Here is a 26,353-nt window from a genome sequence, read left to right as displayed (position 1 = left end):
AGCCTCCATGCGCCGCGGAAGGTTTCCCTTCCACCGGCAACCACCTCGCGGCGTCGCCGCCCCGATGCTTGCGCCCGGCAACGTTTCCCTTCCGCTCCGCAAGGTTTCCCTTCCGCTCCGCAAGGTTTCCCTTCCGGTGCGCATGGAGATCGGGGCACGGGGTTGTCCGTCGGCCGGCGGCACGAGTGACACCTGGGACCCGTGGGGCGGGTATCGGGTCCCGGGTGCGGTCGGCCCCCGCGCGGCCCGTGGCCACCCGGTCCGGTCGGCGTGGCCGACGAGACACCGTCTGAGCACGAGTGCCCATGGCCCCGCCGGGAGGGGCGCGGGACACTGGCGGTGAACCCGGACCCGGGCCCGCTCTCCTCGAGGAGCACCGCGATGACCTCGCCCCCCAGCACCGCAGCGGCGACCCATCCGGACCCGGACGGCGCCCACACCCTCCGCCACCCGGCCACGCCGGGCCAGCTGGCGTGGCTCGACACCCAGCTCACCGCCTGGCAGTCCGAGGGCCTCGTCGACGCACCCACCGCCGACCGCCTGCGCGCCCGCTACGTCGCCCACCGCCGCCTCACCCTCGCGCGGATCGTGCTCACCCTCGGGGCGGCCTTCGTCGGCATCGGCCTCGTGTGGACCGTCGCGGCCAACCTCGACGCGGTCTCGCCGCTCGTCCGCATCCTCCTCGTGGCGCTCGTGTGGCTCGGGCTCGTCGTCGCAGCGGAGGTCCTCCAGCGACGACGTGAGCACCTCGGCGACGTCGCCTCCCCGGTCGTCGGCGCCGTCCGGCTGCTCGCCGCGGCCGCCTTCGGGGCGGTCGTCTTCCAGGCCGCCCAGAGCCTCCAGGTCCCCGCCGACCGGCCGGGCCTCGTCGGGCTGTGGGCCGCCGGGGTGCTGCTCTACGGCTACGCCGTCGTCGGCGTCGGGCCGGTCGTCCTCGGCGTCGTGCTCGGCAGCATCTGGACGGTGTGGAGCGCCGCCGACGCGGGCCGCACCGTCCTCGGGGTGACCCTCACCGTCGCGGCCGCCGCGCTGGCCGCGGTCGCCGTCGGGGTCCTCCACCTGCGCCTCGACGGCCCGCTGCGCGACTGGCGGGCGCTGGGCGTCCCGTGGCGCGAGCTCGGAGCCGCGCTCGCCCTGGGCAGCCTCTTCGTCGCCGCGCTCCCGGTCGACGACGGCGGTGAGCGGACCGGCGCCGTCTTCGTCATCGCGCTCGGCGTCGCCGCGGCCGTCGCCCTCGCCGCGACCCTGCGGGCCGACCGCCTCGGCCGCACCGAGATCGCGCTCGCGGCGGTCACCCTCGTCGGCGTCGTCGTCCTCGGGCTGTGGCGGGCGTCGGCCGGACTCGGTGGAGTGGCGGACCCGACACCGTCCGACTGGGCTCGGGCGGTCGTCGCGGTCCTCGTCTACCTCGCCGTGACGAGCGGCTACGCCGTCCTCGGCGGGATGCGCGACTCCGAGCGGCTCACCTGGGTGGCCACCGTCGCGCTCGTCCTCTTCACGACCGTCCAGGCCTTCGCGGTGTTCGCGCCGGTGCTCTCCGGGGCCGTGCTCTTCCTCGCCGTCGGCGTCGTCCTCCTCGGCACCGGCATCGTCGCCGACCGGGGGCGCCGACGCCTCGTCGCCGAGGGCCGGGAGGCGCGCTCGTGACCGGCCGTACGGGACGCCTCGTCGCCGCCACCCTCGCCCAGCTCCTGCTCGCCGGCGTCGCGGTCTGGGCTCCGCTGTCCGCCCGGCTCACCGGTGACGAGGTGCGCCTGCGGGTCGCGCCCGTCGACCCCTACGACCCCTTCCGTGGCGCCTACGTCGACCTCACCTACCCCGACCTCCCGGACAGTGCCGCGACCGGCGACCGGCCCGACGCCGAGCCGCCCGAGACCCGGGGCACGGCCTTCGTCCCCCTGACCCGCTCGGGCCGGGTGTGGGTCGGCGGGCCGGTCCGCCGCTCGGCCCCCGAGGACGGGCCCTTCCTCCGGTGCGACGACGCAGGATGGCGCCTGCGGTGCGGCATCGAGAGCTGGTTCCTGCCGCAGGACCGCGCCGCGGCGCTCGCGGAGGCGGTCCGCGCGGGGCGCGCCGTCGCGACGGTGCGCGTCGACGCACGAGGCCACGCGGCGCTCGTCGACGTCTCCATCGATCCCTGACACCCGAGCCGCGGCACCGCCCTACGACGGCAGCGCCCCCTAGTGCGCGAACCAGTCCGCCGGCGGCCGCGGGTCCGGGTCGCCCGACGCGCCGCCGGTCGCGGCCCAGGCCCCGAACCGCGCGGCGCCCCAGGTGCCCGGTTGCTCGACGTCACCGATCTCGACGAGCGGCGCGAGGTCGCCCCGCGCCGCGACGACGGACCGCATCCGGGCCCACCCGCCGGCGACGACGATGCGCTCGACGGGCACGCCGGCCCGCTCGAGGGTCGCGAGGACGGCCCGCCCGCGCGCCGTGCCGCCGTCGAGGGCGGCCCGCCAGACGTGGGCCGGGCGGTGGTGGTCGGACCCGAGGTGCACGACGACCTCCCGGTCCTCCATCCCGAAGCCCGTGACGCGGACGTCCGCCGAGTCACCCGGTGCCAGCAGGAGCGCGGCGGCGTCGAGCTCCGAACGCGAGGGGTCCTCGGTGGCTCCGAGGATGCGCTGGACCCGTTTGAGCACGAGCCCGGTCCGGGTCCCGCCGATGAGGGCCGTGCTGCCGCGCACGACGTGCGGGTACACGGAGATGCCCTCGTGCGACAGACGGCCGACGACCGCCGGCTCGGGGACGTGGTCGGACGCCGCGAGCCAGGCCTCGGCCGTGCCGAAGCTGTCGAGGGCCGATCCCGGTGTGCCGCAACCCGTCGCGGCCGCTGCCACCGCGTGGTCGTGGCCGGCCATCGTGAGGACCGCGCCGCGCAGGGGGACGACCGGATGGTCCGCGCGCACGGTGCCGACCGGCTCGCCGGCCGCGACCGCGTCGGGCACGAGCGAGCCGTCGACCCCGAGCAGGTCGAGGCCCGGGCCCCACCATCCGCCGGTGTGGACATCGAGGAGCCCGGTCCGCCCGAGCAGCGAGCGCTCGGCGACGCGTCGGCCCCCGAGCCGGTGCACGACGAGCTCGGGTGCGCCGAGCCACTGCAGGCCGCGCAGGTCCAGGCCCTCGTCGCGCAGCCAGAGCAGCTTGAAGAGCGTCGCGACGTGGCCGACGGGCAGCCCCGTGCGCTCCGGGAAGGCCCGGGCGAGGTCCGCAGGCAGGACCGCTGCCTGCTCGTCGCCGCGCGGGTCGTGCCAGGCCATGACGGGGGAGCGCGCGGCCCCGTCGGCGTCGAGCAGCGTCCCTGCTTCCGCCATCGAGGTGATGCCGACGGAGCGGACGCCCGTGCCGGCGGGCAGGGCGGCCACGACCTCGTCGAGCAGGTGCTCGACCGCCTCGACGACCGACTCCGGCGTGCGCTCGGACCGGCCGTCGCCGGGCTCGCTCCAGGCGGTGGCGACAGCGGCGTCGCCGACGACCACGCCGGCCTCGTCGACGGCGGCCACCTTGGTCATCGTCGTGCCGAGGTCGATGCCGAGGTCGACGGTGCTCATGCCGCACCCCGCGGTCGCAGCTCGCCCGAGCCGCGGGGCACGAGCCGGGTCGGCAGCACGGTGTCGAGCGGCTCGGCGGACGGCTCGCGCAGCCGTCGCTGGAGGAGGTCGAACGCGGTCTCCGCCAACGCGGTCGGCTGCTGGTCGACGACGGTCGTGGGTGGTGTCATCAGCTCTGCTCCCGGGAGGTCGCCGAAGACGACGAGCGCGACGTCCCGGCGGTTGAGGCGCTGCTGCGCCGTGAGGACGGCGAGCCCGGTCATCGGGGTCGCGGCGAGGAGGGCGGACGGGGCGTCGGGGCGGGTGAGCAGCTGCGCCATGAGCGGCAGGGCCTCCTCGGTCGTCCACGCCCGTGTCTCGACGAGGGTGGGGTCGACCTCGAGACCGGCTTCCCGCAGCGCCCGCTCGTAACCGCGGTAGCGGTCGGCGAGGGTGACGAACTGGCCTGTGCGACCGACGAACCCGATGCGCCGGTGCCCGTGGTCGACGAGGTGCCGGACGGCCTCGTACGCGCCCGCTTCGTCCGTGACCCGGACGGCGTCGGTGCCGACCGTGCCGCAGGGACGGTCGACGACGACCACCGGTACGTCGGACGGCAGGGCCGCGGCGACGGCCGCCGGGTCACCGAAGGGGGCGACGACGAACCCCGCCACACCGCGCCGCGAGAGCCGCTCGACCTGCGAGCGCAGCCGCTCCTCGTCGAGGCCGGTCGAGGCGATGAGCACGTCCATCCCGACGGCCGCGGCGCGTGACTCGACGACCGCCGCGAGCTGGGCGAAGAAGGGGTCGGCGATGGAGTCGACGACGACGCCGACCGTGGGCAGGCGCCCGCCGCCGAGCCGCTGCGCGGCCGGGTCGGGCTGGTAGCCGAGGAGGTCGATCGCGGTGCGCACCCGGGCGAGCGTGGCCGGGCGGACGTTGGGGGCGTCGTTGATGACGCGCGAGACGGTCTTGATGGAGACCCCCGACTCGCGGGCGACGTCGTAGATCGTGGGCCGGCTCACGCGGGCACCGCCTCGGGCAGCGCGGCCAGCGCCGGGGCGACGAGGGCCGCGTCGAGCATCCCGCCGGACGGGTGCTGCACGGCGGCGGCCGCCACGGCCATCCCGCGGCGGACGGCCTCGGCGTCGGGGGCGCCGGACAGGAGCGCGTCGGCCGTCCCGGCGAGGAAGGAGTCGCCGGCGCCGATGGGGTTGGCGACCGGCACGCGGGCCGCTCCGAGCCACCACGCTCCGGCCGACGTGGCGAGGGCGGCGCCGTGCGAGCCCGCGGTGACGACCGCCCGTCGCGCGCCCCGCCCGTGCAGGTCGCGGGCCGCGGTGACACACCGGTCGACGAGGTCGTCGCCCGTCTCCTCGACCGCCTCGTCGGCGCGACCGTCCAGGAGGGCCTCTGCCTCACCGAGGTTGGGGCTCACGAGGTCCGGCTCGAATGCGAGCGCGGCGCCGAGGACGGCGGGGGAGCCGTCGACGAAGGCCTCGAGCCCGCGGGCGTGGGCCAGCTCGACGACCCGGCCGTAGGTGTCGTCGGGCAGTCCCGGTGGGAGGGACCCGGAGCAGGCGACGGCGGGTGCGTCGTCGAGCGCCGCCTCGACGGCGGGCAGCAGCGCGTCGCGGTCCCACGCGGCGGGGTCGGGGCCGAGGCCGTTGACGACGGTGGCGCGTCCGTCGTCCTCGAGGAAGATCAGCGAGAGCCGCCCCTGCCCGTCGTGGGGGACCGGGACGAAGGCGCAGCCCTCGGCGGCGAGGAGGGTCGGCAGCCGGTCGTCGTCGCGCGGGGCGAGGCCGAGGAGGCGGTGCTCGCGGCCGAGGACGCGCAGGGTGCGGCAGACGTTGACCCCCTTGCCGCCGGCCACCGTGACGGTGCGCGAGGCCCGCGAGACCATGCCCGGGGTCAGCGCGCCGAGCCACGTGGTGACGTCGAGGCACGTGTTGGGGGTGACGACGAGCACGGAGGTCCTTCCGGGGCGACGGCGGTGTCGGGGCGCGCGGGGTCTTGTCGGACCGCCTCGCTCCGCGTACCGTAGGGCGGCATGACAGCGCTGTCAACGCCTCGCGTCCCGACCCCCTCGACCATCGGCCTGCACCGCCGCCTCGCGCGCATCTGCGACGCCGCCGGGCACATCCGCACGATGGCCATCGACCACCCCGAGAACTACCTGCGTCTCTTCGACGCCGACCTCGACGCCGTCTCGTTCGAGGAGGTCGTGGAGTCCAAGCTCGACATGCTGCGCGTGCTCTCGCGGCACGCGACCTCGGTGCTCGTCGACCCGGTCTGGAGCTTCGGCCAGTCCGTCGCCGCCGGCGTCGTGCCCGGTGACGTCGGCGTCATCAGCGGCATCGAGGACCTCTACTACCGGCCGGACAGCGCGGTCGGCTTCGACACCGGGCTGCACCTCAAAGAGGGGTGGGGGCCGCAGGTGCTCGCGACGCTCGGGGCCGACGCGGCGAAGCTCGTCGTCTTCCACCGCGAGGACCAGCCCGCCGAGGTCGTCGAGCAGCAGCACGCCGTCGTCGCCGACGCCGCGGCGCAGTGCCGGGCCCTGCAGATGCCGCTCGTCGTCGAGCCGCTGTGGTTCCCGACGGGCGACGAGGACACCGCCGACCCCGCGGTGCAGCGCGTGCGCCGCAGCAGCGTCCTGGCCTCGGCCCGCTCCTTCCGGGAGGCCGGCGCGGACATCATGAAGGTCGAGTTCCCCGTCCTCGACCTCGACGACCTCGACGCCGCGCACGAGGCCTGTGCCGCGCTCGACGAGGCGGTCTCCGGGCCGTGGGTCCTGCTCTCGGCGGGCGTGACGTACGAGGGGTTCCGCACCCAGCTCGACGTCGCCGCCGACCACGGCTGCAGCGGCTTCATGGCCGGGCGCGCGATCTGGGGCGACGCGGTCGGCCGGATGGACGCGACGGCGCGCGCCGCGGGAGCCGACCTCGCCGCCCGGCGCCTCGACGAGCTCGCCGAGGTGCTGGAGGGTCGGGGTGCGCCGGCGTTCACGCCGGTCGACCCGGCCGAGGTCGCGGCGCTCGTCGGGCCGGAGTGGTACCGCGGCGCCGTCACGGGCTGAGCACCCGGGGCGACATCCCCGCACGTGCGGGCTTTTCGTGGTCCGGCACGGAACTCGGGCGCGACAACCCCGCACGTGCGGGGTTTTCGTGGTCCGGGAGGCGTGGGGGCATCGACAACCCCGCATGTGCGGGCTTTCCGCGGTCCGCCACGGAACTCGGGCGCGACAACCCCGCACGTGCGGGCTTTTCGTGGTCCGGGAGGCGTGGGGGCATCGACAACCCCGCACGTGCGGGCTTTTCGTGGTCCGGTTCGGGAGGGTCGGGGCTGCGGCGGGACGGCGGCGCGCGGTGGCACGATGGCGGCCATGAGCGACGACGCGGTCGACCGGGCCCAGCGAGCACTCGAGGAGGGCATCTCGCGGGACTTCGGCACCGCGATGTCGTACGGCGCCTACCTCGACCTCGACACGCTGCTGTCGGCGCAGCACCCCCGCAGCGAGCCGCCCCAGCACGACGAGCTTCTCTTCATCGTGCAGCACCAGGTCTCGGAGCTGTGGCTCAAGCTCCTGCTGCACGAGCTGCGTTCCGCGCGAACGCTGCTCGCCGCCGACGAGCTCGCCCCGGCGCTCAAGCGGCTCGCGCGGGTCAAGCACGTGCAGCGCCAGCTCGTGGAGATGTGGGACGTGCTCGCGACCCTCACGCCGAGCGAGTACGCGCAGATCCGCCCGTTCCTCGCGACGAGCTCGGGGTTCCAGAGCGACCAGTACCGGGCGGTGGAGTTCCTCCTCGGCAACAAGAACGCCGACATGCTCCGCGTCTTCGAGCACGACGCCCGGGCGAGCGTCCTGCTCGGGGAGCTCCTCGCCGAGCCGACGCTCTACGACGAGTTCCTGCGCCTCCTCGCGCGCCGGGGGTACGCCGTCCCGGAGGCGGTCCTGCACCGTGACGTCCGCGCGCCCTACCGGCTCGACCCGGACCTCGTCGCCGTCGTCGCGGAGGTCTATGCCGCCCCGGACGAGCACTGGGGCGTCTACGAGACCTGCGAGGAGCTCGTCGACATCGAGGACCTGTTCCAGCAGTGGCGCTTCCGCCACCTCCAGGTCGTCACGCGCACCATCGGCCACAAGGTGGGCACGGGCGGGTCGAGCGGCGTCGACTTCCTGCGCCGCGCGCTCGACCTCACGTTCTTTCCCGAGCTCTACGAGGTGCGCACACAGGTCGGCTGACCCGCGAGCGTCTCACTAGGGTCGAGGCATGCCGCCCCGGGTCATCCACACCGCGCAGGCCCTCGTCGACGCCGTGATGGAGGTGCCGTCCCTCCCGCGGGGCGGCGGCAACGTCATGGCCAGCTCCTACCGGCGCTACGCCGGGGGCGCCGTGACCATCCTGCTCGCGGCGGCCCGCTCGGGGGCGCGCGCCGTCCACGCCGGCGCGATCGGGACCGGCCCGAACGGCGACCTCGTGCGGGCCTCGCTCGCCGCGGACGGCGTGGAGGCGGCGGCCCCGCCGGTCGAGGGTTCGGACACGGGGGTCTGCATCGTCCTCGTCGAGCCGAGCGCGGAGCGCAGCTTCGTGACGACCCAGGGCGCCGAGCGCGAGATCACGGTCGCCTCCCTGGCGACGAGCGCCCCCGTCGCGGGCGACTTCGTGTGCGTCAGCGGCTACTCGCTCGTCGGGCGCACGCGCGACCCGCTGATGGAGTGGCTGGGCACGCTCGACGGCGGGGTGCAGGTCGTCCTCGACCCGGGCGCCGCCTTCGCCGAGGTGCCCCCCGCCGTCCGCGACGCGCTGCTGGCGCGCACGACCGTGTGGACGGGCAACGCCGAGGAGTCGGAGGCGCTCGCGGGGCTGCGCGGCCTGCAGGAGGCGGCGCAGGTCGTGGCCGGCATCCTGCGGCCGGACGCCGTCACCGTCGTCCGTGACGGCCCGCGCGGATGCCTCGTGCGGGCGGACGGGCGCGTCGACGTGCTGCCGGGCCACCCGCAGCGACCGGTCGACACCAACGGCGCCGGCGACACCCACACCGGGGTGCTGCTCGCCGAGCGCGCGGCCGGGCTCCCGTGGGTCGACGCGGCCGTGCGTGCCAACGCGGCGGCCGCCCTCAAGGTCACGAGGCGCGGCCCGGACACCGCCCCGACGCGCGCCGAGGTCGACGCCTTCCTGGCGGGCTGAGCCGGAGCACCGGCGGGTAATCGGGGTGCGCGGGCTCAGCGCATCCGGCCGAGGTCCTCGCGGCAGCGGCGCTCGAAGCCGTCGAGCTCGGCGAGCGCGGCCTCGAGGTCGCGGCGGCGCTGCTCGAGGTCGGCCCGGCGCTCGTCGATCTGGGCGAGGACGTACTCGAGCTGGCTGCGCCGGCCGCGCGGTGCGTCGTAGAGGTCGATGATCGTGCGGATCTCCTCGAGCGGGAACCCGAGGCGCTTGCCGCGCAGGACGAGCCCGAGGCGGGTGCGGTCGCGCCGGTGGTAGACGCGCGTGGTGCCGCGGCGCTCCGGTGAGATGAGGCCGAGGTCCTCGTAGTGGCGCACCGTGCGGTGGGTCACGCCGAACTCGTCGGCGACCTCGGCGATCGTCCACGTCATGGCGTCGGACGCCGGGTCGACCTCGTCGGGCAGGACGTCCGTCGTGCCGGGGGAGGTGCGCTGGCTTGTCACGGGGGTGAGTATTGCTTTACGTTGACGTCAACGTCAAGAACGTGACCACCGCCGGCCGCCGTGACCCGGGGCCGCGCACCTCGAGCGCGAAGGGGCGCCCATGTACGAGCTCAGCAAGGACCACGAGGACTTCCGGGCGGTCGTCCGCGAGTTCGCGACCGACGCCGTCGAGCCGCACGTCGCGCAGTGGGACCGCGACCACCACTTCCCGGCCGACCTCGTGCCGCGCATGGGGGAGCTCGGGCTCTTCGGGCTCGTCGTCCCCGAGGCGTTCGGCGGGTCGCTCGAGGACGCCGACGGCGGGGCGTTCACGAGCCTGTGCATCGCCATCGAGGAGCTCGGCCGGGTCGACCAGTCGATCGGCATCACGCTCTCGGCCGGGGTCGGCCTCGGCATCAACCCGATCCTCACGTACGGCAGCGAGGAGCAGAAGGAGCGCTTCCTGCCCGACCTCGTCGCCGGCCGCGCGCTCGCCGGCTTCGGCCTCACCGAGCCGGACGCCGGGTCGGACGCCGGCGCCACCCGCACCAAGGCGGTGCTCGACGGCGGCGAGTGGGTCGTCGACGGGGCGAAGGCGTTCATCACGAACTCCGGCACCGACATCACCTCGGTCGTCACGGTCACGGCGCGCACCGGCACGCTCGAGAACGGCCGCCCCGAGATCAGCGCCATCATGATCCCCTCCGGCACAACCGGGTTCACCGTCGAGCCGGCCTACCAGAAGATGGGCTGGAACATCTCCGACACCCACGGCCTCTCGTTCGCCGGGTGCCGCGTCCCGGAGGCGAACCTCCTCGGCGAGCGCGGACGTGGTTTCCACCAGTTCCTCAAGACCCTCGACGACGGGCGCATCGCGATCAGCGCGCTCGCGCTCGGCCTCATCACGCGGATGCGGGAGGAGGCCGCGGCGTACGCGAAGTCCCGCACCGCCTTCGGTCGCCCGATCGGCGTCAACCAGGGCGTGGCCTTCCCCGTCGCCGACCTCGCCGTCATGGAGGACGCCGCCCGCCTGCTCACCTACCGCGCCGCCTGGCTCAAGGACGAGCACGAGGCCGGCCGCCGCTCGGTCGAGGAGGTCAAGCAGGCCGCCGCGAAGGCGAAGCTCTACACCTCCGAGGCCGCGGTCACCGCGACCCGCATCGCGACCCAGGTCTTCGGCGGCAACGGCTTCATGGAGGAGTACCCGGTGGCGCGCTTCTACCGCGACGCGAAGATCCTCGAGATCGGCGAGGGCACCTCCGAGGTCCAGCGGATGGTCCTCGCGAAGGGCCTCGGCCTCCCGGCATGAGCACCGACCCCGTGACCACCGACGCCCGCGTCGCCGACGTCCGCGCCCGGCTGCAGGCCGCCCACGCGGCCTCGGCCGCGCCGACGGAGAAGGCGGCGGCCAAGCTCGCCGCCCAGGGCAAGCTCTACGTCCGCGACCGCATCGCGCTGCTGCTCGACGAGGGCTCGTTCGTCGAGGACGGCCGCTACGCCAACTCGCGCGCGGCCGGGCTGCCCGCCGACGGCGTGGTCACCGGGCGCGGCACGGTCGAGGACCGGCCCGTCGTCGTCATCGCCAACGACCCGACCGTCAAGGCGGGGTCGTGGGGTGCCCGCACGGTCGAGAAGATCGTGCGCGCCACCGAGACCGCCCTGCGCGAGGAGCTGCCGGTCTTCTGGCTCGTCGACTCCGCGGGCGCCCGGATCACCGACCAGGTCGAGATGTTCCCCGGCCGGCGCGGGGCGGGGCGGATCTTCCACCACCAGGTCGCGCTCTCGGGCAAGGTCCCGCAGATCTGCTGCCTCTTCGGCCCGTCGGCCGCCGGCGGCGCGTACATCCCGAGCTTCTGCGACGTCATCATCATGGTCGAGGGCAACGCCTCGATGTACCTCGGCAGCCCGCGGATGGCCGAGATGGTCGTCGGCGAGAAGGTGTCGCTCGAGGAGATGGGCGGCGCCCGGATGCACTGCACCGTCTCGGGCGTCGGCGACCTGCTCGCCGCCGACGACACCGAGGCCATCGAGCTCGCACGCCTGTACTTCTCGTACGTGCCCGACTCGTGGCGCGTCCCCACGCCGAGCTACCACGCGGAGGAGCCGACCGCGCCGCTGACGCAGGCCAGCGTGCCCGAGCGCGAGAGCCAGCCGTTCGACGTCCACGAGCTGATCGACGGCCTCGTCGACGACGACAGCTTCTTCGAGATCAAGCCGCTCTTCGCCCCCGAGCTCGTCGTCGGCTTCGGCCGGATGGCGGGGGAGTCGGTCGGCATCGTCGCCAACAACTCGGCCGTCAAGGGCGGCGTGCTGTTCACCGACTCCGCCGACAAGGCTGCCCGGTTCATCTGGCTGTGTGACGCGTTCTCGATCCCGCTCGTCTACCTCGCCGACGTCCCCGGCTTCATGATCGGCTCCGAGGTCGAGCGCGGCGGCATCATCCGGCACGGCGCGAAGATGGTCTCGGCCGTCGCCTCCGCGACCGTGCCGCAGTTCTGCGTCGTCGTCCGCAAGGCTTACGGCGCAGGGCTCTACGCGATGGGCGGGCCGGGCTTCGGCCCCGACGCGACGATCGCGTTGCCGACGGCGCGCATCGCCGTCATGGGGCCCGAAGCCGCCGTCAACGCGGTGTACGCCAACAAGATCGCCGAGATCGAGGCCGCCGAGGGGGCCGAGGCGCGCGACGCGTTCGTCGAGGCGCGGCGGGCCGAGTACCTCGAGGACGTCGACCTCGAGCGGCTCGCGGCCGACCTCGTCGTCGACCAGGTGGTGGAGGCCGACGAGCTGCGGGCCGAGCTGCTGCACCGGCTGCGCTACGCCGCCCGCCGCGACCGGCACTTCTCGACCAAGCGCCGCGACGTCCCCCCGGTCTGACCTCGTCCGGTCCTCGGCGCCCACCCGTCGAGTGAACAGAACACGCCGCGTGCGCGGTCGCTCGCACGGCGTGTTCTGTTCACTCGACGGGTTCTCGCGTCGGGGTCGGGCGGCGTGCTCAGGCGCCGGCGATGTCGCGCAGCGCCGCGAGGTGGGCCTGCCACGCGTCGCGGCCGGCCCGCGTGAGCGACAGCCAGGTCCGCGGCCGCTTGCCGACGTAGCCCTTGCGGACCTTGACGTAGCCGGCCTGCTCGAGCGCCGAGACCTGCTTGGAGAGCACCGAGTCCGACACCTCCACCTCGTCGCGCACGAGGGCGAACTCGGCCTCGTCGACACCGGCGAGCGTGGCGGCGATGCTGAAGCGCACCGGGGCGTGCAGGACGTCGTCGAGGCGGTGCCGCGCGTGCGGGGGCCGGGTGGTGCCGTCGGCGCTCACCGCGGGTCACCGCGGCGGATGCGCACCGCCGCGAGGAGCATCGGGGCCGCGACGACGACCCCGGCGAGCGCGAGCAGCCACGGGTTCTCCGACGGTGCCAGGCCGTCCATCTTCTGCTCCGCCTCGCGGATGTTGAGACCGATGACGGCGACGAGGAACAGCCCGAAGGTGACGCCGAGGCCGACGTACCCGGCCCGTCGGGCGTGCCGGGGCCAGGCCCGCGAGGCGCGGGTCTGCCACGTGGCCAGGCCGACGATCGCCAGCGTGTAGGCGACGAGCACGGGCTGCTCGAAGGGCGTGTCGTCGGTGGCCCGCGAGAGCGACAGGTAGGCGCCCATCGCGGCGCCGAAGCCGGCGGTGGCCCAGGCGTGGACGCGGCGCTCGGCGTCGCGACGGCCGGTGGCGGCCTCGGCGTGGGCGAGCCGCTCGCGGGCCTGCTGGGGCGTCAGGTCGTTCATCGTGGATCCCTCCCGTGTCGTGTGCATGAGCATCACACTACGAAAGTACTTTCCAATACGTCAAGTACTTTCTGGCAAGCACTCGTAGCCCGCGAGCGTGCGGGGGGAGAGGTGGGTCAGCGGGTGCGCAGGTCGTGCCAGGCGAGGCCCAGCTCGCCGACGAGCTCGCGCAGCAGCGGCAGGGAGACGCCGACGACGGTGCCGGGATCGCCCTCGATGCCGGCGACGTACGGCCCGCCGAGGCCGTCGAGGGTGAAGGCACCCGCGACCCGCAGCGGCTCGCCGGTCGCGACGTAGTCGTCGATCTCGGCGTCGGAGAGGTCGGCGAAGTACACGGTCGTGCTCGCCGTGCCGCCGAGCTGGCCGCCGGTGCCTCCGTCACCCGTGTCGCGCAGGTCGACGAGCCAGTGGCCGGTGTGCAGGACCCCGGAGCGCCCGCGCATCCGGCGCCAGCGCTCGATGGCCTCGGCGGCGTCGGCCGGCTTGCCGTGCACCTCTCCGTCGAGCTCGAGCATCGAGTCGCAACCGAGGACGAGCTCGACCTGGAGGTCCTCGCCGGACTCCTCGAGGCTCGCGACGACGTCCTCGGCCTTGGCGCGGGCGAGGAGCAGGGTGACGTCCTCGGCCGCGAGGGTGCCGTGCTCCTGCTCGGCCGCGGCGACCGCACCGGGCTCGTCGACGTCGGAGACCCGGACGACGGGCTCGACGCCGGCCGACCGCAGGGTCGCGAGGCGGGCAGGGCTGGCGGAGGCGAGGACGAGGGTGACGTCGGGCATGGCGCACACGGTAGACGGCGGCGCCGGGCCTCAGCCCAGCACCTCGTCGACGAAGCACCAGCGCCACGCCTCGCCGGGCTCGATCGAGCGCATCACCGGGTGGCCCGAGGTGTGGAAGTGGCGGCTCGCGTGCTGCCCGACGGAGGAGTCGCAGCAGCCGACGTGCCCGCACTCGGTGCACGAGCGCAGGTGCACCCAGGTGAGGCCCTCGGCCCGGCACTCGGGGCACCCCTCGGTGTCGGACGGGGGGTGCGGGGCGCTGTCGTCGGCGAGGTGGTCGCACGCGCCGGCCACGCGGTCGGGGGGTCGCAGCTCGGACTCGCGCACGCCCGCGGTCCGGGTGGCGCTCCACACCAGGGCGGTCTCCTCGGCGTCGAGCTGGGCGAGCACGCTCGTGAGGACGGCGTGGTCGACCTCGCCGTTGCCGCGGATGCGCAGCAGCTCCTCGCGCTCGGCACGGATCATCTCGGCGCGCAGCCGGGCGCGGGCCTCGGCGGGGCTCTCGCGGTCGGTCCGGCCGAGCGTGCCGAGCCGTTCCCAGCTGCGGTTGACCCGGTCGGCGGCCTGCTGGCGGATGACCTCGAGCACGTCCTGGTCGACGTCGGGGTCGGCCTCGAGGTGGCGCAGCCCGGCCCCGGTCGTCGCGCCGAGCACGGTCGCCTCCTGGAGCGCGTCCTCGCGTGGGTCGGGGCCGCGCACGTCGAGGCCGCGGGCGAGCGCCGGCAGGGTCGTGCCCTGGAGGACGAGCGTGCCGACGGTGACGACGAGGGCGATGAGCACGAGCTCGGGGCGCATCGGGGTGTCCTCGGGCAGCGTGAGGGCCGCCGCGAGGGTGACCACACCGCGCATCCCGGCCCAGCCGGTGACGAGGGACCAGCCGAGCATCTGTCGGCGGTCGGCCCGTCCCCGCAGCACCTGGACGACCGACTGCCCGAACAGCCACAGCGGCCGCAGGACGAGGACGGTCAGCAGGACGGCGCCGGCGACGGCCAGCGTGCGGCCGGCGCCGAGCTCGCCGGTGCGGGTGTCCTCGAAGAGCGTCCACACCTGCAGGCCGATGAGCAGGAAGACCGCGTTCTCGAGGACGAAGGTGACGCTGCCCCAGTTGATCCGCTCGGCCAGGCGCGACGGCGCGGACTGCAGCATCGGAGCCCGGTAGGCGAGCAGCAGGCCCGCCGTGACGACGGCGAGGACGCCCGACGCGCCGACGGCCTCCGCCGGGGCGTACGCGACGTACGGCGCGATGAACGACAGCGCTGTGTCGGCGGCGACCTCGGTGAGCCGGCGGCGCATCCAGCCGATGACGACGAACGCGACGACCCCGACGGCCACGCCGCCGACCGCCGCGACGAGCAGCTCGAGGGTGACCGACGTGAAGGTGACCTGCGTGATCTCGGCGCCGTGCGCCGCGAGGCCGGCCGCCGCGAGGGCGGTGCGGAGGGTGACGAGCGCGGTCGCGTCGTTGAGCAGCGACTCGCCCTCGAGGATCGTCGTGATCTTGCGCGGCAGGCCGATGCGGCGCGCCACGGCGGTGGCAGCCACGGCGTCCGGGGGCGCCACGACCGCCCCGAGGGCCAGTGCCAGGGCGAACGAGACGCCCGGCATGAGCGCCCAGACGACGAGCGCGACCCCGAACGCGGTGAAGAGGACGAGGCCGACCGACAGGCTGAGGATCTTCGAGCGGAAGGTGCGGATGTCGACGAGCGAGCTCGACAGCGCGGCCGAGTACAGCAGCGGCGGCAGCAGCCCGAAGAGCGCGACCTCGGGGGAGAGGCGGATCTCGGGGACCTGGGGGATGGCCGACAGCACGGCGCCGACGACGAGCAGCGCGATCGGCGCCGGGACCCGGAGGGGTGCGGCGAGACGGCTGACGACGATGACGACGAGGATGATGGCGACGACGAGCGCGGCGGGCTCCACGGCGTGCATTCTCGCCTGTTGCGGCGCCGGAGGGGAGCCCGGGGCCGGGCGGACCCCGCGGTGCCCGGTCCGTGGACGGTCGGCGAACGGTCGGTGCGTTGCCGGCGCGCGGCCGGTCGTCAGCGGGGAACGACGTCCTCGAGGGCCCCGGTGAGGTAGTGCTGCAGGACCGGACCGACCGCGGCCGCGAGGCGGTCCGGGTCCTCCTCGGGGATGCCCGGGAGGGCCAGCACGTAGCGCGAGAAGATGTAGCCGACGAGCTGGCTGCCGATGAGCGAGGCCCGCAGCTCCGGCTCGTCCTCGCCGAGCAGGCGCGCGAGCGGGGTGAGCATCCGGTCGGACAGGACGTCGCGGACGAGCAGCGCGGCGTCGTCCTCCGAGGCCGCGGCGCGCACGAGGCCGGTCATCGACTGCCGGGTGCCGGGGTCGTCGAACATCCGGACGACCACCTGCGCGAGGCGGTACCCGGCCCGCTCCGGGCCCTCGGACATCACCGCGCCCGCGAGCTGGTCGGGGTCGAAGGGGAAGTCGACGACCGCGACGAAGAGGTTCTGCTTGGTGCCGAAGTAGTGCGTGACGAGCCGGGTGTCGACGTCGGCCTCACGGGCGATGGCCCGCAGCGTCGTGCCGGGGTACCCGTGCTCACCGAACTGGTGCGTGGCGGCGGCGAGGATGTCCTCGCGGGTGTTGCTGCCCGCCGGGCGTCGCCCTCGTGATCTCGGCATGGGTGCTCCTCCGGGTCCGGGTCCCACGGTCGCAGGACGGGGAGGCGTCGACCCGGCCGTCGGCCCCACCCCCCGGTGATCCACCAGCGTAGGGGACGCGGGTCCACCGGTGTCCACCCCCTCGGGCCCTCGAGTTTTCCCGGCCGGTGCGTCCGGGTGCCTCAGCCCCCGACGACGGCGGTGCGCAGCACGTCGAGCCCGACCGAGCCGACGTCGAGCGCCCGGCGGTGGAAGTCCTTGAGCGAGAACGCGTCCCCCTCGCGGGCGGCCACCTCGTCGCGCATCTGGAGCCAGAGCCGCTCGCCGATCTTGTAGCTCGGGGCCTGCCCGGGCCAGCCCAGGTAGCGGTCGAGCTCGAAGCGCAGCGAGGCCTCGTCGTTGCGGGCGTGGCGGCTGAGCAGCGTCCAGGCCTTCTCGTAGGTCCACGCGCCACCGCCGACCTCGGCCGGGGCCTCGAACCCGCAGTGGACGCCGATGTCGATGACGACGCGCACCGCGCGCAGCGACTGGGCGTCGAGCATCCCGAGGTACATGCCGGGGTCCTCGAGGTACCCGAGCTCGGCCATGAGCCGCTCGGCGTACAGGGCCCAGCCCTCGCCGTGACCGCTGACCCAGCACATCATCCGGCGCCACTTGTTGAGCAGCTCGCGGCGGTACACCGTCTGCGCGACCTGGAGGTGGTGCCCCGGGACACCCTCGTGGTAGACGGTCGTCAGCTCCTTCCAGGTGCCGAACTCCGTGACGCCCTTGGGCACCGACCACCACATCCGGCCGGGGCGCGCGAAGTCGTCGCTCGGGCCGGTGTAGTAGATCCCGCCGGTCTGCGTCGGGGCGATGCGGCACTCGATGGTGCGCACCGGCTCCGGGATGTCGAAGTGGGTGCCGGCGAGCGCCTCGATGGCCTCGTCGGCGCGCACCTGCATCCACCGCTGGAGCGCGTCCGTGCCGTGGAGGCGGTAGGCCTCGTCGCGGTCGAGGTGCGCGACGGCGTCGTCGACCGAGCCGCCGGGGACGATGCGGGCGGCGGTGCGCTCCATGTCGGCGGTGATGCGGGCGAGCTCCTCCTGACCCCACGCGTAGGTCTCCTCGAGGTCGACGGCCGCGCCGAGGAAGGAGCGCGAGGCGAGGGCGTAGCGGTCGCGGCCGGCGGCGTCGGACTCCGGCGCCCGGTCGAGCAGGTGCGTCGCGAGGTCCTCGCCGGCGCGGCGGTAGGCGGCGGCCGCGCCCTCCACGGCCCGGCGCAGGTCGGCGGCGACGGCGTCGTCGAGCGGCGCGTCGCCCGCCCGGGCTCCCGCGAGGAGGCCCGCGAAGTAGCCGTCGGGGGCGACGAGGTCCTCGCACTGGCGGATGCAGGCCTCCACCTGCCGCCGTGGCGTGACGAGCCCGCGGTCGGCCGACTCGCGCAGGGTCCCGGTGTACTGCTCGAGCGCCCGCGGGATCTGCCCGACGCGGGCGGCCATCGTCGCCCAGTCGTCCTGGGTGTCGGTCGCCATGAGGTCGAGGACGTCGCGGACGCCCTGCAGCGGGGAGGCGATGACGTCGAGCTGCATCCGGTCCAGGCCGGCGTCGTGGGTCTCGAGCGCGAGGCCGAGCCGCTCGCGCATCGCGGCGACGGTGACGCGGTCGACGTCGTCGACCGGCTCCGCGGCGTCGAGGCGGACGAGGGTGGCGCGGGCGAGGTCCGCGTGGGCCGCGTAGCCCTCGGGGGAGAGGTCGTCGAGCTCGTGCTCGTGGCCGGGGACGCCGAGGTAGGTGGCCTCCATCGGGCTGAGGGCGACGGCGGCGTCGAAGTGGGCGTCGGCGACGGCGTCGACGGCGGTGGGGGTGCGGACGGTGGTGGGCTCGCTCACCCGGCGGACGCTACCCGAGGAGGGCGTCGGCGGCGCCCCGGTTTCCCGGCCTAGGCTCGGGTCCGTGACAGCACGCATCCGGTCGGTCAACGTCGGTGGCCCGCGCGAGGGCGTCGGGGCGCGCGGCCGGGCCAGCGCCATCGACAAGCAGCCGGTCGCGGCGGTCGAGGTGCGCGACCCCGGGCCGAAGCGGGGCGGGCTCGGCAGCGGGGTCGTCGGGGACGACGTCGTCTCGCGCAGGCACCACGGCGGGTCCTCGCAGGCGGTCTACGCCGTGGCCCGGGAGGAGCTCGACCACTGGGGCGTCGAGCTCGGGCGCGGGCTGCGCGACGGGCTCTTCGGCGAGAACCTCACGACGGAGGGCCTCGACGTCGACGCGGCCCTCGTCGGCGAGCGCTGGCGGGTCGGGACGGCGCTGCTCGAGGTGACCGGACCGCGCATCCCGTGCGCGACGTTCAGGGCGTGGATGGGCGAGCGCGGCTGGGTGCGGCGCTTCACCGAGCGCGGGCGGACCGGGGCCTACCTCGCGGTGCTCGAGCCGGGGACGGTGTCGGCCGGGGACGTCGTCGAGGTGGTGGAGCGGCCGGAGCACGGCATCGTCGTCCCGCGGGTGTTCCGGGCGCTCTGCGGCGACCTGGAGGCGGCGGCCGAGGTGCTCGGGGCGCGGGTGCTCGACCCCCAGCACCACGCCGAGCTCGAGCGGTCGGTCGCCCGCCGCACCCCCTGACCCCCCGCCGATGTGCAGCAATCGTCGAATGTGTCGATTGATGCACGCCTGGACGACACGGGGTGTGCAGGAATCGTCGAATGTGTCGATTGATGCACGCCTGGACGGACCGGGTGTGCACGAATCGTCGAAGGTGTCGATTGATGCACGGTGGTCCAGTGGCGGCCGTCAGGCGGCCACTCGCACGACACGGAAATGTCGGCGCCACGCGTCGTGCGGTCGAGGCGGTACCGGCACACCCAGAGTCCTCAGCTCGTCGTGCAGCCGACTGACGAGGTTCTCCGTGGCGTTGAAGAGCTGGTCCGGAGTGACGACGAGGAACGTCCATCCGTCCTCCTCGGACAGGCGTGATCGGCGCGAGGAGTCGTGCAGACGTTGGGCGGGTTCCTCGTGCCAGCGACCGTCGTACTCGATGGCGACCCGGTGCTCCTCGAAGGCGAGCTCGATGCGGTAGCGGATCGAACCGTCCTCGTGGTGGGCGGTGACATTGATCTGCGGTTCGGGGAGGCCGGACAGCACGATGAGCAGTCGCAGCGACGTCTCGGGTGACGAGTCGACGCCGTCCCGGACGAGGCGCGCGGCGTCGGTGGCCTCGGCGCGGCACTGGCCTTCCCAGCCCTCTGCCGACGCACGGAGGTCGAGCACCGTGATGTGTCCGCGCCGCACGAGGCTGTCCCCGAGGGCGACAAGGTCGACCAGCCCGAGGAACCTCGCGAGGTGACAGAACGTGACAGCAGGGGTGGTGACCGGGAGACCGTGCCGGCGCGTGGTGCCGAGTCGGTAGGTGAAGCAGTGCGGCTTGACCCCACGCAGCCGCCATCTCACGCGGCGGGAGAACGCGACGTGAACACAGTCGTTGTCCGGGACACGCCCACCCCAGAGGCGAGCCGCCGTCCAGTGGCTGAGGACTGCACCGTCGGGGGCGACGAGGAGCGCCGCTCGCGAGCGGACGACGACGGTGTCGGGCACCCGGACGTCGACGAGTACGCCACGCAGGACCGTCCGGTAGCGAGATCCGCGGAGCGCGCGCGCCGAGATGCCGAGGGCAACTGCGTCAGCCGCGAGGAAAGGGCTCAGCGGGTCGTCGGTCTGCATCCTTCGAGCGTGGCACCCGATGCAGCATCAGATCGCGTTGTCCACAGGCCAGGGGTGGCAGCAGGCTTGGCAGGGCACGCCGTCAGCCGTCGGGGCGTACGGCAATCGACACATTCGTCGGAATGTGTACATCGGGCGAGTCCGGGGGTGTGCACGAATCGACACATTCGTCGGTTTGTGCACGGGCGTCAGCGGGAGGCCGGTGGGGGCGGGGAGGGACGGGGCGGGGAGGGACGGGGCGGGGAGGGACGGGGCGGGGCGGTCAGCGGCGGTAGGTGGTGTGCCAGGCGCCGGGGCCGTGGCCGACGGGCCGGCGGACGGCGGCGTCGTGGGCCGCCCACCTCGAGGTGCGCTGCGGCGGCGCCGGGTCCTCGCCGCCGCCGGCGGCCAGGAGCACGGCGACGACCGCCGCGACCTCCTCGGGGGTCGCGGGGCCGTGGACGACGATCGCCGGCGGCTCGTTCTGCTGCACGTCGTCAGCCATCACAGGGCCGGGTCCCCCTGAGCTCTGAGCCTGCGAAGAGGTCATAGGGCGGGTCCCGTGGGAGGGCTGAGCCTGCGAAGCCATCACAGGGGAATGTTCCCGTGCTTCTTCGGCGGGAGGGACTCGCGCTTGGTGCGCAGCGCCCGCAGCGCCTTCGTGACGTTCATCCGCGTGTTCGACGGGGTGATGACGGTGTCGACGTACCCGCGCTCGGCGGCGACGTAGGGGTTGGCCAGCGCGTCCTCGTACTGCTTGATGAACGCCGCGCGCGCCTCCTCGACCGACTCGCCCTTCTCGGCGGCCTTCGCCAGCTCCTTGCGGTAGAGGATGTTCACCGCGCCCTGCGCGCCCATGACGGCGATCTGCGCGGTCGGCCACGCGAGGTTGATGTCGGCGCCGAGGTGCTTGGAGCCCATGACGTCGTAGGCACCGCCGTACGCCTTGCGGGTGATGACCGTGACGAGCGGGACGGTGGCCTCGGCGTACGCGTAGATGAGCTTGGCGCCGCGCCGGATGATGCCGTCCCACTCCTGGTCGGTGCCGGGGAGGAAGCCGGGCACGTCGACGAAGGTCAGCACGGGGACGTTGAAGGCGTCGCAGGTGCGCACGAAGCGCGCGGCCTTCTCGGAGGCGTCGATGTCGAGCGTGCCGGCGAACTGCATCGGGTTGTTCGCCACGACGCCGACCGAGCGACCCTCGACGCGACCGAAGCCGGTGATGATGTTCGGCGCGAACAGCGGCGAGACCTCGAGGAACTCGCCGTCGTCGACGACCTTCTCGATGACCTGGTGCATGTCGTAGGGGACGTTCGGGCTGTCCGGGACGATCGTGTCGAGGAAGCGGTCGTCGTCGGTGACCTCGAGGTCGAGCTCCTCGCCGAAGACCGGCGGGTCCTCCATGTTGTTGCTGGGCAGGTACGACAGCAGCGCCTTGACGTACTCGACGGCGTCGTCCTCGTCGGTGCCCATGTAGTGCGCCACACCGGACTTCGTGTTGTGCGTCCGCGCGCCGCCGAGCTCCTCGAAGCCGACGTCCTCGCCGGTGACGGTCTTGATGACGTCCGGGCCGGTGATGAACATGTGCGACGTCTGGTCGACCATCACGGTGAAGTCGGTGACGGCCGGCGAGTACACGGCGCCGCCGGCGCACGGGCCCATGATGAGCGAGATCTGCGGGACCACCCCGGACGCGTGGACGTTGCGCCGGAAGATCTCGCCGTACAGGCCGAGCGACACGACACCCTCCTGGATGCGCGCGCCGCCGGAGTCGTTGAGCCCGACCACGGGGCAGCCGACCTTCATCGCGAAGTCCATGACCTTGCAGATCTTCTCGCCGAAGACCTCGCCGAGCGAGCCGCCGAAGACCGTGAAGTCCTGCGCGAACACCGCGACCGTGCGGCCGTCGACCGTGCCGTACCCGGTGACGACGCCGTCGCCGTAGGGGCGGTTCTTGTCCTGCCCGAAGGAGACCGACCGGTGCCGGGCGTACTTGTCCATCTCGACGAACGAGCCCTCGTCGAGGAGCATCTCGAGGCGCTCGCGGGCGGTCTTCTTGCCCCGCGCGTGCTGCTTCTCGACCGCGCGCTCCGACCCCGCGTTGGCGACCTCCGCGACGCGCCGCTTGAGGTCGGCCAGCTTCCCCGCGGTGGTCGTGGTGTCGATGTCGGTCGGTACGTCGGTCCCGCCCATGGAGTGGTGGTCGCTCTTCGACATGACCCGAGCCTAGCCTTGGCGCCGTGAGCGAGAACCCCCTGAACGCGGCGCTGGACGCGGCGTCCGTCACACCCGGCGACCCGTGGCTCCCGGTCGAGGTGCGGGAGCGGGTCGGGTCGACGAACGACGAGGTGCGCGCCGACCCGCGGCCGTGGCGCGTCCTCGTCGCGGAGGTGCAGGAGACCGGCCGTGGCCGGCTGGGGCGCGCCTGGACGACGACGCCCGGCACGGCGCTCGCCGTCTCGGTCTGCGTGCCGGTGCCGGCGTCCGGCGCCGGGTGGGTGCCGCTGCTCGCCGGGCTCGCGCTGCACCGGGCGGTCTCGGAGGTGGCCGGCGTCGCGACGAGCCTCAAGTGGCCCAACGACGTCCTCGTCCCCGGGGACGGCGACCGCAAGCTCGCCGGCCTGCTCTGCGAGTGGGTCCCGCCCGCCGGGGTCGTCGTCGGCTGCGGGGTCAACGTCGACACGCCGCGCGCGGAGCTGCCGCTCGACACCGCCACGTCGCTGCGGGCCGCGGGCGCACCGGGCGTCGACCGCGCCGCGCTGCTCACGTCCTACCTGCGCCACCTCGCCGCGGTCCTGCGGGAGGACACCGGCCCGGCGGGCCCGTCGGTCGCCGCCTACCGCGACGCGTGCGGCACGGTCGGGCGCGACGTCGAGGTCCACCAGCCGGACGGCAGCGTCCGGCGGGGCAGGGCGACAGGCGTGGACGCGGAGGGCAGACTGGCCGTGCGCACCGAGGGCGGGACGACGAGCGTCTCCGCCGGCGACGTCGTCCACGTCCGGTCGCGCTGAGCGAGGGAGGTGGGATGACGCAGGAGCCACCGGGGGAGGAGACCGTCCTCCCCGTCCCGCCGCCGGAGCCGGCCGCCGACGACCTCGCCGAGCGGGTCGAGCGCTCGCTGCTCGGTCGCTCGGCGTCGATGGCCCGCGCCGAGGTGAGCGCGGCCGCGGGCGTCGACCCCACCGAGGCGCGCCGCTTCTGGCACGCGATGGGCTTCCAGCTCGTCGAGGACGACGAGGCGATGTTCACCGAGGCCGACCGGGCCGCCCTGCGCCGCGTCACCGACCTCGTCCAGCGCGGTGCGGTGAGCGAGGAGCTCGCGCTCGGGATGACCCGGGCCTTCGCCCGGACCGCCGACCGGCTCGCGGTCTGGCAGACCCAGCTCGTCGCCGAGTCGCTGACGCCGGAGGTCTCGGACCAGCTCGAGGGCAAGGACACCCGCTCGGTGCCCGAGCCCCGCATCGCCGCCGACGCGGCGAACCTGCTCTCGCGCACCATCGACGACATCGAGCCGCTGCTCGTCTACGTGTGGCGCCGGCACCTGACGAACGCGATCCAGCGTATGCTCGCGGACGCCGACCCCGCCGTCCGCTCCGACCCGTCGGCGCCCGTGCGCGCCGTGGGGTTCGCCGACCTCGTGTCGTTCACGTCCTTCGTGCGCCGGATGAGCGAGCGCCAGCTCGCCCGGCTCGTCCAGCACTTCGAGCTGCTCGCCAGCGACGTCGTCGCCGAGCACGGCGGCCGCGTCATCAAGACGGTGGGTGACGAGGTCCTCTTCGTCCACACCGACATCGCCGCGGCGTCCGCGATCGCCCTCGACCTCGTCGACGCAATGGCCGGGGACGAGCTGCTGCCCCCGGTGCGCGTCGGGATGGCGCACGGCCGGGTCGTCTCGCGGCTCGGGGACGTCTTCGGGGTGACGGTCAACAAGGCCAGCCGGATCACCGCCGTCACGCCGTCGGGCACCGTCTTCGTCGACGAGGACATGGCCCGCGCGCTGGGCTCGGTGTCCGGCTTCACGGCGGTCGAACGCCGCCGCCGGATGCTGCGCGGCATCGGTGTCGTGACCCTCCACGAGCTCCAGCGCTCGCCCGGAGGTCGCCGCCCTGCCGTGCCGAACGGCTCTGCGTGACTACGATCGCCCCCATGACGAAGGTGTTGCTCGCCGAGGACGACCCGGCCATCTCCGACCCGCTCGCCCGCGCCCTGCGGCGCGAGGGCTACGACGTCGAGGTGTGCTCCGACGGTGAGTCCGCCCTCGCGGCGGCCCTGCGCCAGCCCGACCTCGTCGTGCTCGACCTCGGCCTGCCGAAGATGGACGGCCTCGAGGTCTGCCGCCGGCTGCGGCAGGAGGGCAGCGGCGTCCCCGTCCTCATCCTCACCGCCCGCGCCGACGAGGTCGACACCGTCGTCGGGCTCGACGCCGGCGCCGACGACTACGTGACCAAGCCCTTCCGGCTCGCCGAGCTGCTCGCGCGGGCCCGGGCGCTGCTGCGCCGCGGCGTCGTCGAGGCCGCCGAGGACGAGGGCGAGCAGCTGATCGACATCGACCCCGACGGCCGCCGGGTGTTCCTGCGCGGCGAGGAGGTGCAGCTGACCGGCAAGGAGTTCGAGCTGCTGCGCGTGCTCGTCGCGAACGAGGGCAAGGTCGTCTCCCGCGAGAAGCTCATGCGCGACGTCTGGGACAGCGCCTGGTACGGGTCGACGAAGACGCTCGACATGCACATCTCCGTGCTGCGCCGGAAGCTCGGCGACGATGCCGCGAGCCCGCGCTACATCACGACGATCCGCGGCCTCGGCTTCCGGTTCGACTCCCCGGAGGACTGACGCCGCGTGCGCCGCATCGCGCTGACCGTCGTCCTCCAGGCGTTCGGGCTCACGACCGTGGCCGCCGTCGCCGCCGTCGCGGGGGTCGCCGCCGAGGGCGTGCCGACGACCGACGACCCCGCGTCCTGGGTCGCGCCCGGGATCACCGTGCTCGCCGCGCTCGCCGTGGCGGTCCTCGGGGCGATGTGGCTCGCCGAGCGCAGCGCCGCGCGCGTCTCGACGCTGCTCGAGACGCTCCGACAACGGGTCGACCGGCTCAACGCCGGTGACCGGCCGGTGCCGCTGCACTCGGGCATCGTCGAGGTCGACCGGCTCGACGCGGCCCTCATCCGCGGCGCGGCCCAGGGCGCTCGGCGCCTGGCGTCGGAGCGCGACTTCGCGGCCGACGCCTCGCACCAGCTGCGCACGCCGCTCACCGCGCTCCTCATGCGCCTCGAGGAGATCAACCTCACCGACGACCTCTCCGTCGTCGCCGAGGAGTCGACGATCGCCATCGGGCAGGTCGAGCGGCTGAGCAAGGTCGTCGACGACCTGATGACGCGCACGCGGCACGGCGCCGAGGTCAACCCGTCGGTCTCGCTCGACTCGGTCCTCGCCTCGCTCCAGCGCGAGTGGCAGCCGGCCTTCGCGCAGGCACGGCGCAGCATCAAGGTGAGCGGCGAGCGCGGCCTCCTCGTGCGCGCGACCCCGGTGGCGCTCGGCCAGATCCTCACGACGCTGCTCGAGAACTCCCTCGCCTACGGGCGCGGGACGGTCGAGGTCAACGCGCGACGCGTGGGGCCGTCGGTCGTCATCGAGGTGAGCGACCAGGGCGACGGGGTGCCGGCGTCGATGGCGCCGCACATCTTCGAGCGCTCGGTGTCGTCGTCCGGCTCCGGGCTGGGGCTCTCGCTCGCGCGCGACCTCGCCGAGGGCGCCGGGGGCCGGCTGGAGCTGGCCCGCGCCGCGCCGCCGGTCTTCGCGCTCTTCCTGTCGGTCAGCACCGACTGAGTGGCAGGTCTCAGAGGGGCTCGTGCGAGAAGACGAGCCGCCGGTAGGCCCAGAAGCGGAAGAGCGTCCCGAGGCCGATGCCGACGACCGTCGCGACGTTGTCGGCCAGGCGGCTCTCGAACCCGAGCCCGTAGTGCGAGAGGGCCAGCACGAGCGCCGAGATGCCGAGCGCGACGAGGTTGACCCCGAAGAAGAGCATCACCTCGTGGTGGACCGGGCGGCTGCGGCGGTGCCGGAAGGTCCACTGCCGGTTGCCGATCCACGCGACGAGCGTGGCCACCGCCCCGGAGATGATCTTGGCGGTCGTGATCTTGTCGGCGAGCACCGTGTGCCAGAGGAGGTTCGCGCCGCCCAGGTCGATGACGAAGGCGACGGCGCCGACGACCCCGAACTTGATCATCTCGCGGTACAGCACGTCGACCGCGCCCCGCGCCGAGGCGAGGACGCGGGAGACGGGGCCTCGCGAGGGGGCGTCCTGGGCGGTCACCCGTGCAGCCTACTGAGTGCAGGTCG

General features: G+C 74.2%; 26 protein-coding genes. 12 read left to right on the top strand and 14 right to left on the bottom strand.

Features of this window, described 5'->3' with window-relative positions:
- Positions 1 to 381 precede the first annotated feature (381 nt).
- Positions 382 to 1,647: a DUF2157 domain-containing protein gene (locus IG69_RS0108300; protein ID WP_030527700.1), complete on the top strand. Its 1,266-nt coding sequence runs from the start codon at positions 382 to 384 to the stop codon at positions 1,645 to 1,647.
- Positions 1,644 to 2,141 (top strand): GDYXXLXY domain-containing protein, encoded by a 498-nt coding sequence (locus IG69_RS22480; protein WP_030527699.1) that lies wholly within the window; start codon positions 1,644 to 1,646, stop codon positions 2,139 to 2,141. Before IG69_RS0108300 ends, IG69_RS22480 begins: the two co-directional genes overlap by 4 nt.
- A gap of 39 nt (positions 2,142 to 2,180) precedes the next feature.
- On the opposite strand, the gene IG69_RS0108290 is transcribed toward IG69_RS22480, so the two are convergent.
- From IG69_RS0108290 to IG69_RS0108280, 3 genes are read right to left on the bottom strand one after another with little or no spacing between them, the layout of a single operon-like run.
- Positions 2,181 to 3,551: an FGGY-family carbohydrate kinase gene (locus tag IG69_RS0108290; RefSeq protein ID WP_030527698.1), complete on the bottom strand. Its 1,371-nt coding sequence runs from the start codon at positions 3,549 to 3,551 to the stop codon at positions 2,181 to 2,183.
- On the bottom strand, positions 3,548 to 4,555 hold the full coding sequence (locus tag IG69_RS0108285) for a LacI family DNA-binding transcriptional regulator (protein WP_036829439.1): 1,008 nt from the start codon (positions 4,553 to 4,555) through the stop codon (positions 3,548 to 3,550). Before IG69_RS0108285 ends, IG69_RS0108290 begins: the two co-directional genes overlap by 4 nt.
- A complete protein-coding gene (locus IG69_RS0108280; protein WP_051750363.1) occupies positions 4,552 to 5,502 on the bottom strand; it encodes a 1-phosphofructokinase family hexose kinase in 951 nt (316 codons plus the stop codon). Before IG69_RS0108280 ends, IG69_RS0108285 begins: the two co-directional genes overlap by 4 nt.
- A gap of 81 nt (positions 5,503 to 5,583) precedes the next feature.
- Here IG69_RS0108280 and IG69_RS0108275 point away from each other — a divergent pair, with 81 nt between their 5' ends.
- From IG69_RS0108275 to IG69_RS0108265, 3 genes are all read left to right on the top strand, one after another.
- A complete protein-coding gene (locus IG69_RS0108275; protein WP_030527695.1) occupies positions 5,584 to 6,612 on the top strand; it encodes a beta/alpha barrel domain-containing protein in 1,029 nt (342 codons plus the stop codon).
- A gap of 306 nt (positions 6,613 to 6,918) precedes the next feature.
- Positions 6,919 to 7,779 carry a tryptophan 2,3-dioxygenase gene (locus IG69_RS0108270; protein WP_030527694.1) on the top strand — a complete coding sequence of 287 codons (861 nt, stop codon included), beginning with the start codon at positions 6,919 to 6,921 and terminating at the stop codon, positions 7,777 to 7,779.
- 28 nt (positions 7,780 to 7,807) lie between these two features.
- The gene (locus tag IG69_RS0108265; RefSeq protein WP_030527693.1) at positions 7,808 to 8,725 is read left to right on the top strand and encodes a PfkB family carbohydrate kinase; all 918 of its coding nucleotides are present in this window, start codon (positions 7,808 to 7,810) and stop codon (positions 8,723 to 8,725) included.
- Between the two features lie 35 nt (positions 8,726 to 8,760).
- Here the strand turns inward: IG69_RS0108265 and IG69_RS0108260 are convergent, their stop codons facing one another.
- A complete protein-coding gene (locus tag IG69_RS0108260) occupies positions 8,761 to 9,132 on the bottom strand; it encodes a MerR family transcriptional regulator (RefSeq protein WP_030527692.1) in 372 nt (123 codons plus the stop codon).
- A gap of 172 nt (positions 9,133 to 9,304) precedes the next feature.
- On the opposite strand from IG69_RS0108260, the gene IG69_RS0108255 reads away from it, so the two are divergent.
- Both IG69_RS0108255 and IG69_RS0108250 read left to right on the top strand, forming a co-directional pair.
- Entirely contained in the window at positions 9,305 to 10,492 is a 1,188-nt protein-coding gene (locus IG69_RS0108255; RefSeq protein WP_030527691.1) for an acyl-CoA dehydrogenase family protein, read from the top strand.
- The gene (locus IG69_RS0108250) at positions 10,489 to 12,057 is read left to right on the top strand and encodes an acyl-CoA carboxylase subunit beta (protein WP_030527690.1); all 1,569 of its coding nucleotides are present in this window, start codon (positions 10,489 to 10,491) and stop codon (positions 12,055 to 12,057) included. The genes IG69_RS0108255 and IG69_RS0108250 overlap by 4 nt, the downstream gene beginning before the upstream one ends.
- 118 nt (positions 12,058 to 12,175) lie before the next feature.
- Here IG69_RS0108250 and IG69_RS0108245 read toward each other — a convergent pair whose 3' ends face one another.
- From IG69_RS0108245 to IG69_RS0108220, 6 genes are all read right to left on the bottom strand, one after another.
- Positions 12,176 to 12,493 carry a winged helix-turn-helix domain-containing protein gene (locus IG69_RS0108245; protein WP_030527689.1) on the bottom strand — a complete coding sequence of 106 codons (318 nt, stop codon included), beginning with the start codon at positions 12,491 to 12,493 and terminating at the stop codon, positions 12,176 to 12,178.
- A complete protein-coding gene (locus IG69_RS0108240) occupies positions 12,490 to 12,951 on the bottom strand; it encodes a hypothetical protein (protein ID WP_030527688.1) in 462 nt (153 codons plus the stop codon). The genes IG69_RS0108245 and IG69_RS0108240 overlap by 4 nt, the downstream gene beginning before the upstream one ends.
- 116 nt (positions 12,952 to 13,067) lie before the next feature.
- On the bottom strand, positions 13,068 to 13,727 hold the full coding sequence (locus IG69_RS0108235; RefSeq protein ID WP_030527687.1) for a Maf family protein: 660 nt from the start codon (positions 13,725 to 13,727) through the stop codon (positions 13,068 to 13,070).
- A gap of 30 nt (positions 13,728 to 13,757) precedes the next feature.
- Complete coding sequence (locus tag IG69_RS0108230) at positions 13,758 to 15,656, bottom strand: cation:proton antiporter domain-containing protein (RefSeq protein ID WP_030527686.1); 1,899 nt, start codon at positions 15,654 to 15,656, stop codon at positions 13,758 to 13,760.
- Between the two features lie 110 nt (positions 15,657 to 15,766).
- Positions 15,767 to 16,372 (bottom strand): TetR/AcrR family transcriptional regulator, encoded by a 606-nt coding sequence (locus IG69_RS0108225; RefSeq protein WP_030527685.1) that lies wholly within the window; start codon positions 16,370 to 16,372, stop codon positions 15,767 to 15,769.
- Positions 16,373 to 16,533: 161 nt separating this feature from the next.
- The gene (locus IG69_RS0108220) at positions 16,534 to 18,222 is read right to left on the bottom strand and encodes a DUF885 domain-containing protein (RefSeq protein WP_030527684.1); all 1,689 of its coding nucleotides are present in this window, start codon (positions 18,220 to 18,222) and stop codon (positions 16,534 to 16,536) included.
- Between the two features lie 64 nt (positions 18,223 to 18,286).
- Here IG69_RS0108220 and IG69_RS0108215 point away from each other — a divergent pair, with 64 nt between their 5' ends.
- Positions 18,287 to 18,949 carry an MOSC domain-containing protein gene (locus IG69_RS0108215; protein ID WP_030527683.1) on the top strand — a complete coding sequence of 221 codons (663 nt, stop codon included), beginning with the start codon at positions 18,287 to 18,289 and terminating at the stop codon, positions 18,947 to 18,949.
- Positions 18,950 to 19,117: 168 nt separating this feature from the next.
- On the opposite strand, the gene IG69_RS0108210 is transcribed toward IG69_RS0108215, so the two are convergent.
- From IG69_RS0108210 to IG69_RS0108200, 3 genes are all read right to left on the bottom strand, one after another.
- Positions 19,118 to 20,044: a hypothetical protein gene (locus tag IG69_RS0108210; RefSeq protein WP_030527682.1), complete on the bottom strand. Its 927-nt coding sequence runs from the start codon at positions 20,042 to 20,044 to the stop codon at positions 19,118 to 19,120.
- 262 nt (positions 20,045 to 20,306) lie between these two features.
- Complete coding sequence (locus IG69_RS23105; RefSeq protein WP_030527681.1) at positions 20,307 to 20,528, bottom strand: acyl-CoA carboxylase epsilon subunit; 222 nt, start codon at positions 20,526 to 20,528, stop codon at positions 20,307 to 20,309.
- 83 nt (positions 20,529 to 20,611) lie between these two features.
- Entirely contained in the window at positions 20,612 to 22,240 is a 1,629-nt protein-coding gene (locus tag IG69_RS0108200) for an acyl-CoA carboxylase subunit beta (protein ID WP_245616109.1), read from the bottom strand.
- 23 nt (positions 22,241 to 22,263) lie between these two features.
- Between IG69_RS0108200 and IG69_RS0108195 the strand changes: the two genes are divergently transcribed.
- From IG69_RS0108195 to IG69_RS0108180, 4 genes are read left to right on the top strand one after another with little or no spacing between them, the layout of a single operon-like run.
- Positions 22,264 to 23,034, top strand: coding sequence for a biotin--[acetyl-CoA-carboxylase] ligase (locus IG69_RS0108195; RefSeq protein WP_030527679.1), 771 nt, complete (start codon positions 22,264 to 22,266; stop codon positions 23,032 to 23,034).
- A 14-nt stretch (positions 23,035 to 23,048) separates the two neighbouring features.
- Entirely contained in the window at positions 23,049 to 24,155 is a 1,107-nt protein-coding gene (locus tag IG69_RS0108190; RefSeq protein WP_051750361.1) for an adenylate/guanylate cyclase domain-containing protein, read from the top strand.
- A gap of 14 nt (positions 24,156 to 24,169) precedes the next feature.
- The gene (locus tag IG69_RS0108185) at positions 24,170 to 24,850 is read left to right on the top strand and encodes a response regulator transcription factor (RefSeq protein ID WP_030527677.1); all 681 of its coding nucleotides are present in this window, start codon (positions 24,170 to 24,172) and stop codon (positions 24,848 to 24,850) included.
- Between the two features lie 6 nt (positions 24,851 to 24,856).
- Positions 24,857 to 25,840 (top strand): sensor histidine kinase, encoded by a 984-nt coding sequence (locus IG69_RS0108180; RefSeq protein WP_030527676.1) that lies wholly within the window; start codon positions 24,857 to 24,859, stop codon positions 25,838 to 25,840.
- A 10-nt stretch (positions 25,841 to 25,850) separates the two neighbouring features.
- On the opposite strand, the gene IG69_RS0108175 is transcribed toward IG69_RS0108180, so the two are convergent.
- On the bottom strand, positions 25,851 to 26,327 hold the full coding sequence (locus IG69_RS0108175; RefSeq protein WP_030527675.1) for a GtrA family protein: 477 nt from the start codon (positions 26,325 to 26,327) through the stop codon (positions 25,851 to 25,853).
- Positions 26,328 to 26,353 lie beyond the last annotated feature (26 nt).

Origin of the sequence: Phycicoccus jejuensis, assembly GCF_000720925.1 — a bacterium.
GTDB classification, from domain to species: domain Bacteria; phylum Actinomycetota; class Actinomycetes; order Actinomycetales; family Dermatophilaceae; genus Phycicoccus; species Phycicoccus jejuensis.
This window is presented reverse-complemented; position numbering and strand designations above follow the sequence as displayed.

Coding starts and splice junctions, on each gene's coding strand:
- IG69_RS0108250 (WP_030527690.1), top strand. CDS start 10,489: ATGAGCACCGACCCCGTGACCACCGACGCCCGCGTCGCCGACGTCCGC.
- IG69_RS0108235 (WP_030527687.1), bottom strand. CDS start 13,727: ATGCCCGACGTCACCCTCGTCCTCGCCTCCGCCAGCCCTGCCCGCCTC.
- IG69_RS0108240 (WP_030527688.1), bottom strand. CDS start 12,951: ATGAACGACCTGACGCCCCAGCAGGCCCGCGAGCGGCTCGCCCACGCC.
- IG69_RS23105 (WP_030527681.1), bottom strand. CDS start 20,528: ATGGCTGACGACGTGCAGCAGAACGAGCCGCCGGCGATCGTCGTCCAC.
- IG69_RS0108185 (WP_030527677.1), top strand. CDS start 24,170: ATGACGAAGGTGTTGCTCGCCGAGGACGACCCGGCCATCTCCGACCCG.
- IG69_RS0108290 (WP_030527698.1), bottom strand. CDS start 3,551: ATGAGCACCGTCGACCTCGGCATCGACCTCGGCACGACGATGACCAAG.
- IG69_RS0108190 (WP_051750361.1), top strand. CDS start 23,049: ATGACGCAGGAGCCACCGGGGGAGGAGACCGTCCTCCCCGTCCCGCCG.
- IG69_RS0108265 (WP_030527693.1), top strand. CDS start 7,808: ATGCCGCCCCGGGTCATCCACACCGCGCAGGCCCTCGTCGACGCCGTG.
- IG69_RS0108200 (WP_245616109.1), bottom strand. CDS start 22,240: ATGTCGAAGAGCGACCACCACTCCATGGGCGGGACCGACGTACCGACC.
- IG69_RS0108230 (WP_030527686.1), bottom strand. CDS start 15,656: ATGCACGCCGTGGAGCCCGCCGCGCTCGTCGTCGCCATCATCCTCGTC.
- IG69_RS0108225 (WP_030527685.1), bottom strand. CDS start 16,372: ATGCCGAGATCACGAGGGCGACGCCCGGCGGGCAGCAACACCCGCGAG.
- IG69_RS0108255 (WP_030527691.1), top strand. CDS start 9,305: ATGTACGAGCTCAGCAAGGACCACGAGGACTTCCGGGCGGTCGTCCGC.
- IG69_RS0108275 (WP_030527695.1), top strand. CDS start 5,584: ATGACAGCGCTGTCAACGCCTCGCGTCCCGACCCCCTCGACCATCGGC.
- IG69_RS0108270 (WP_030527694.1), top strand. CDS start 6,919: ATGAGCGACGACGCGGTCGACCGGGCCCAGCGAGCACTCGAGGAGGGC.
- IG69_RS0108210 (WP_030527682.1), bottom strand. CDS start 20,044: ATGCAGACCGACGACCCGCTGAGCCCTTTCCTCGCGGCTGACGCAGTT.
- IG69_RS0108300 (WP_030527700.1), top strand. CDS start 382: ATGACCTCGCCCCCCAGCACCGCAGCGGCGACCCATCCGGACCCGGAC.
- IG69_RS0108260 (WP_030527692.1), bottom strand. CDS start 9,132: ATGACGTGGACGATCGCCGAGGTCGCCGACGAGTTCGGCGTGACCCAC.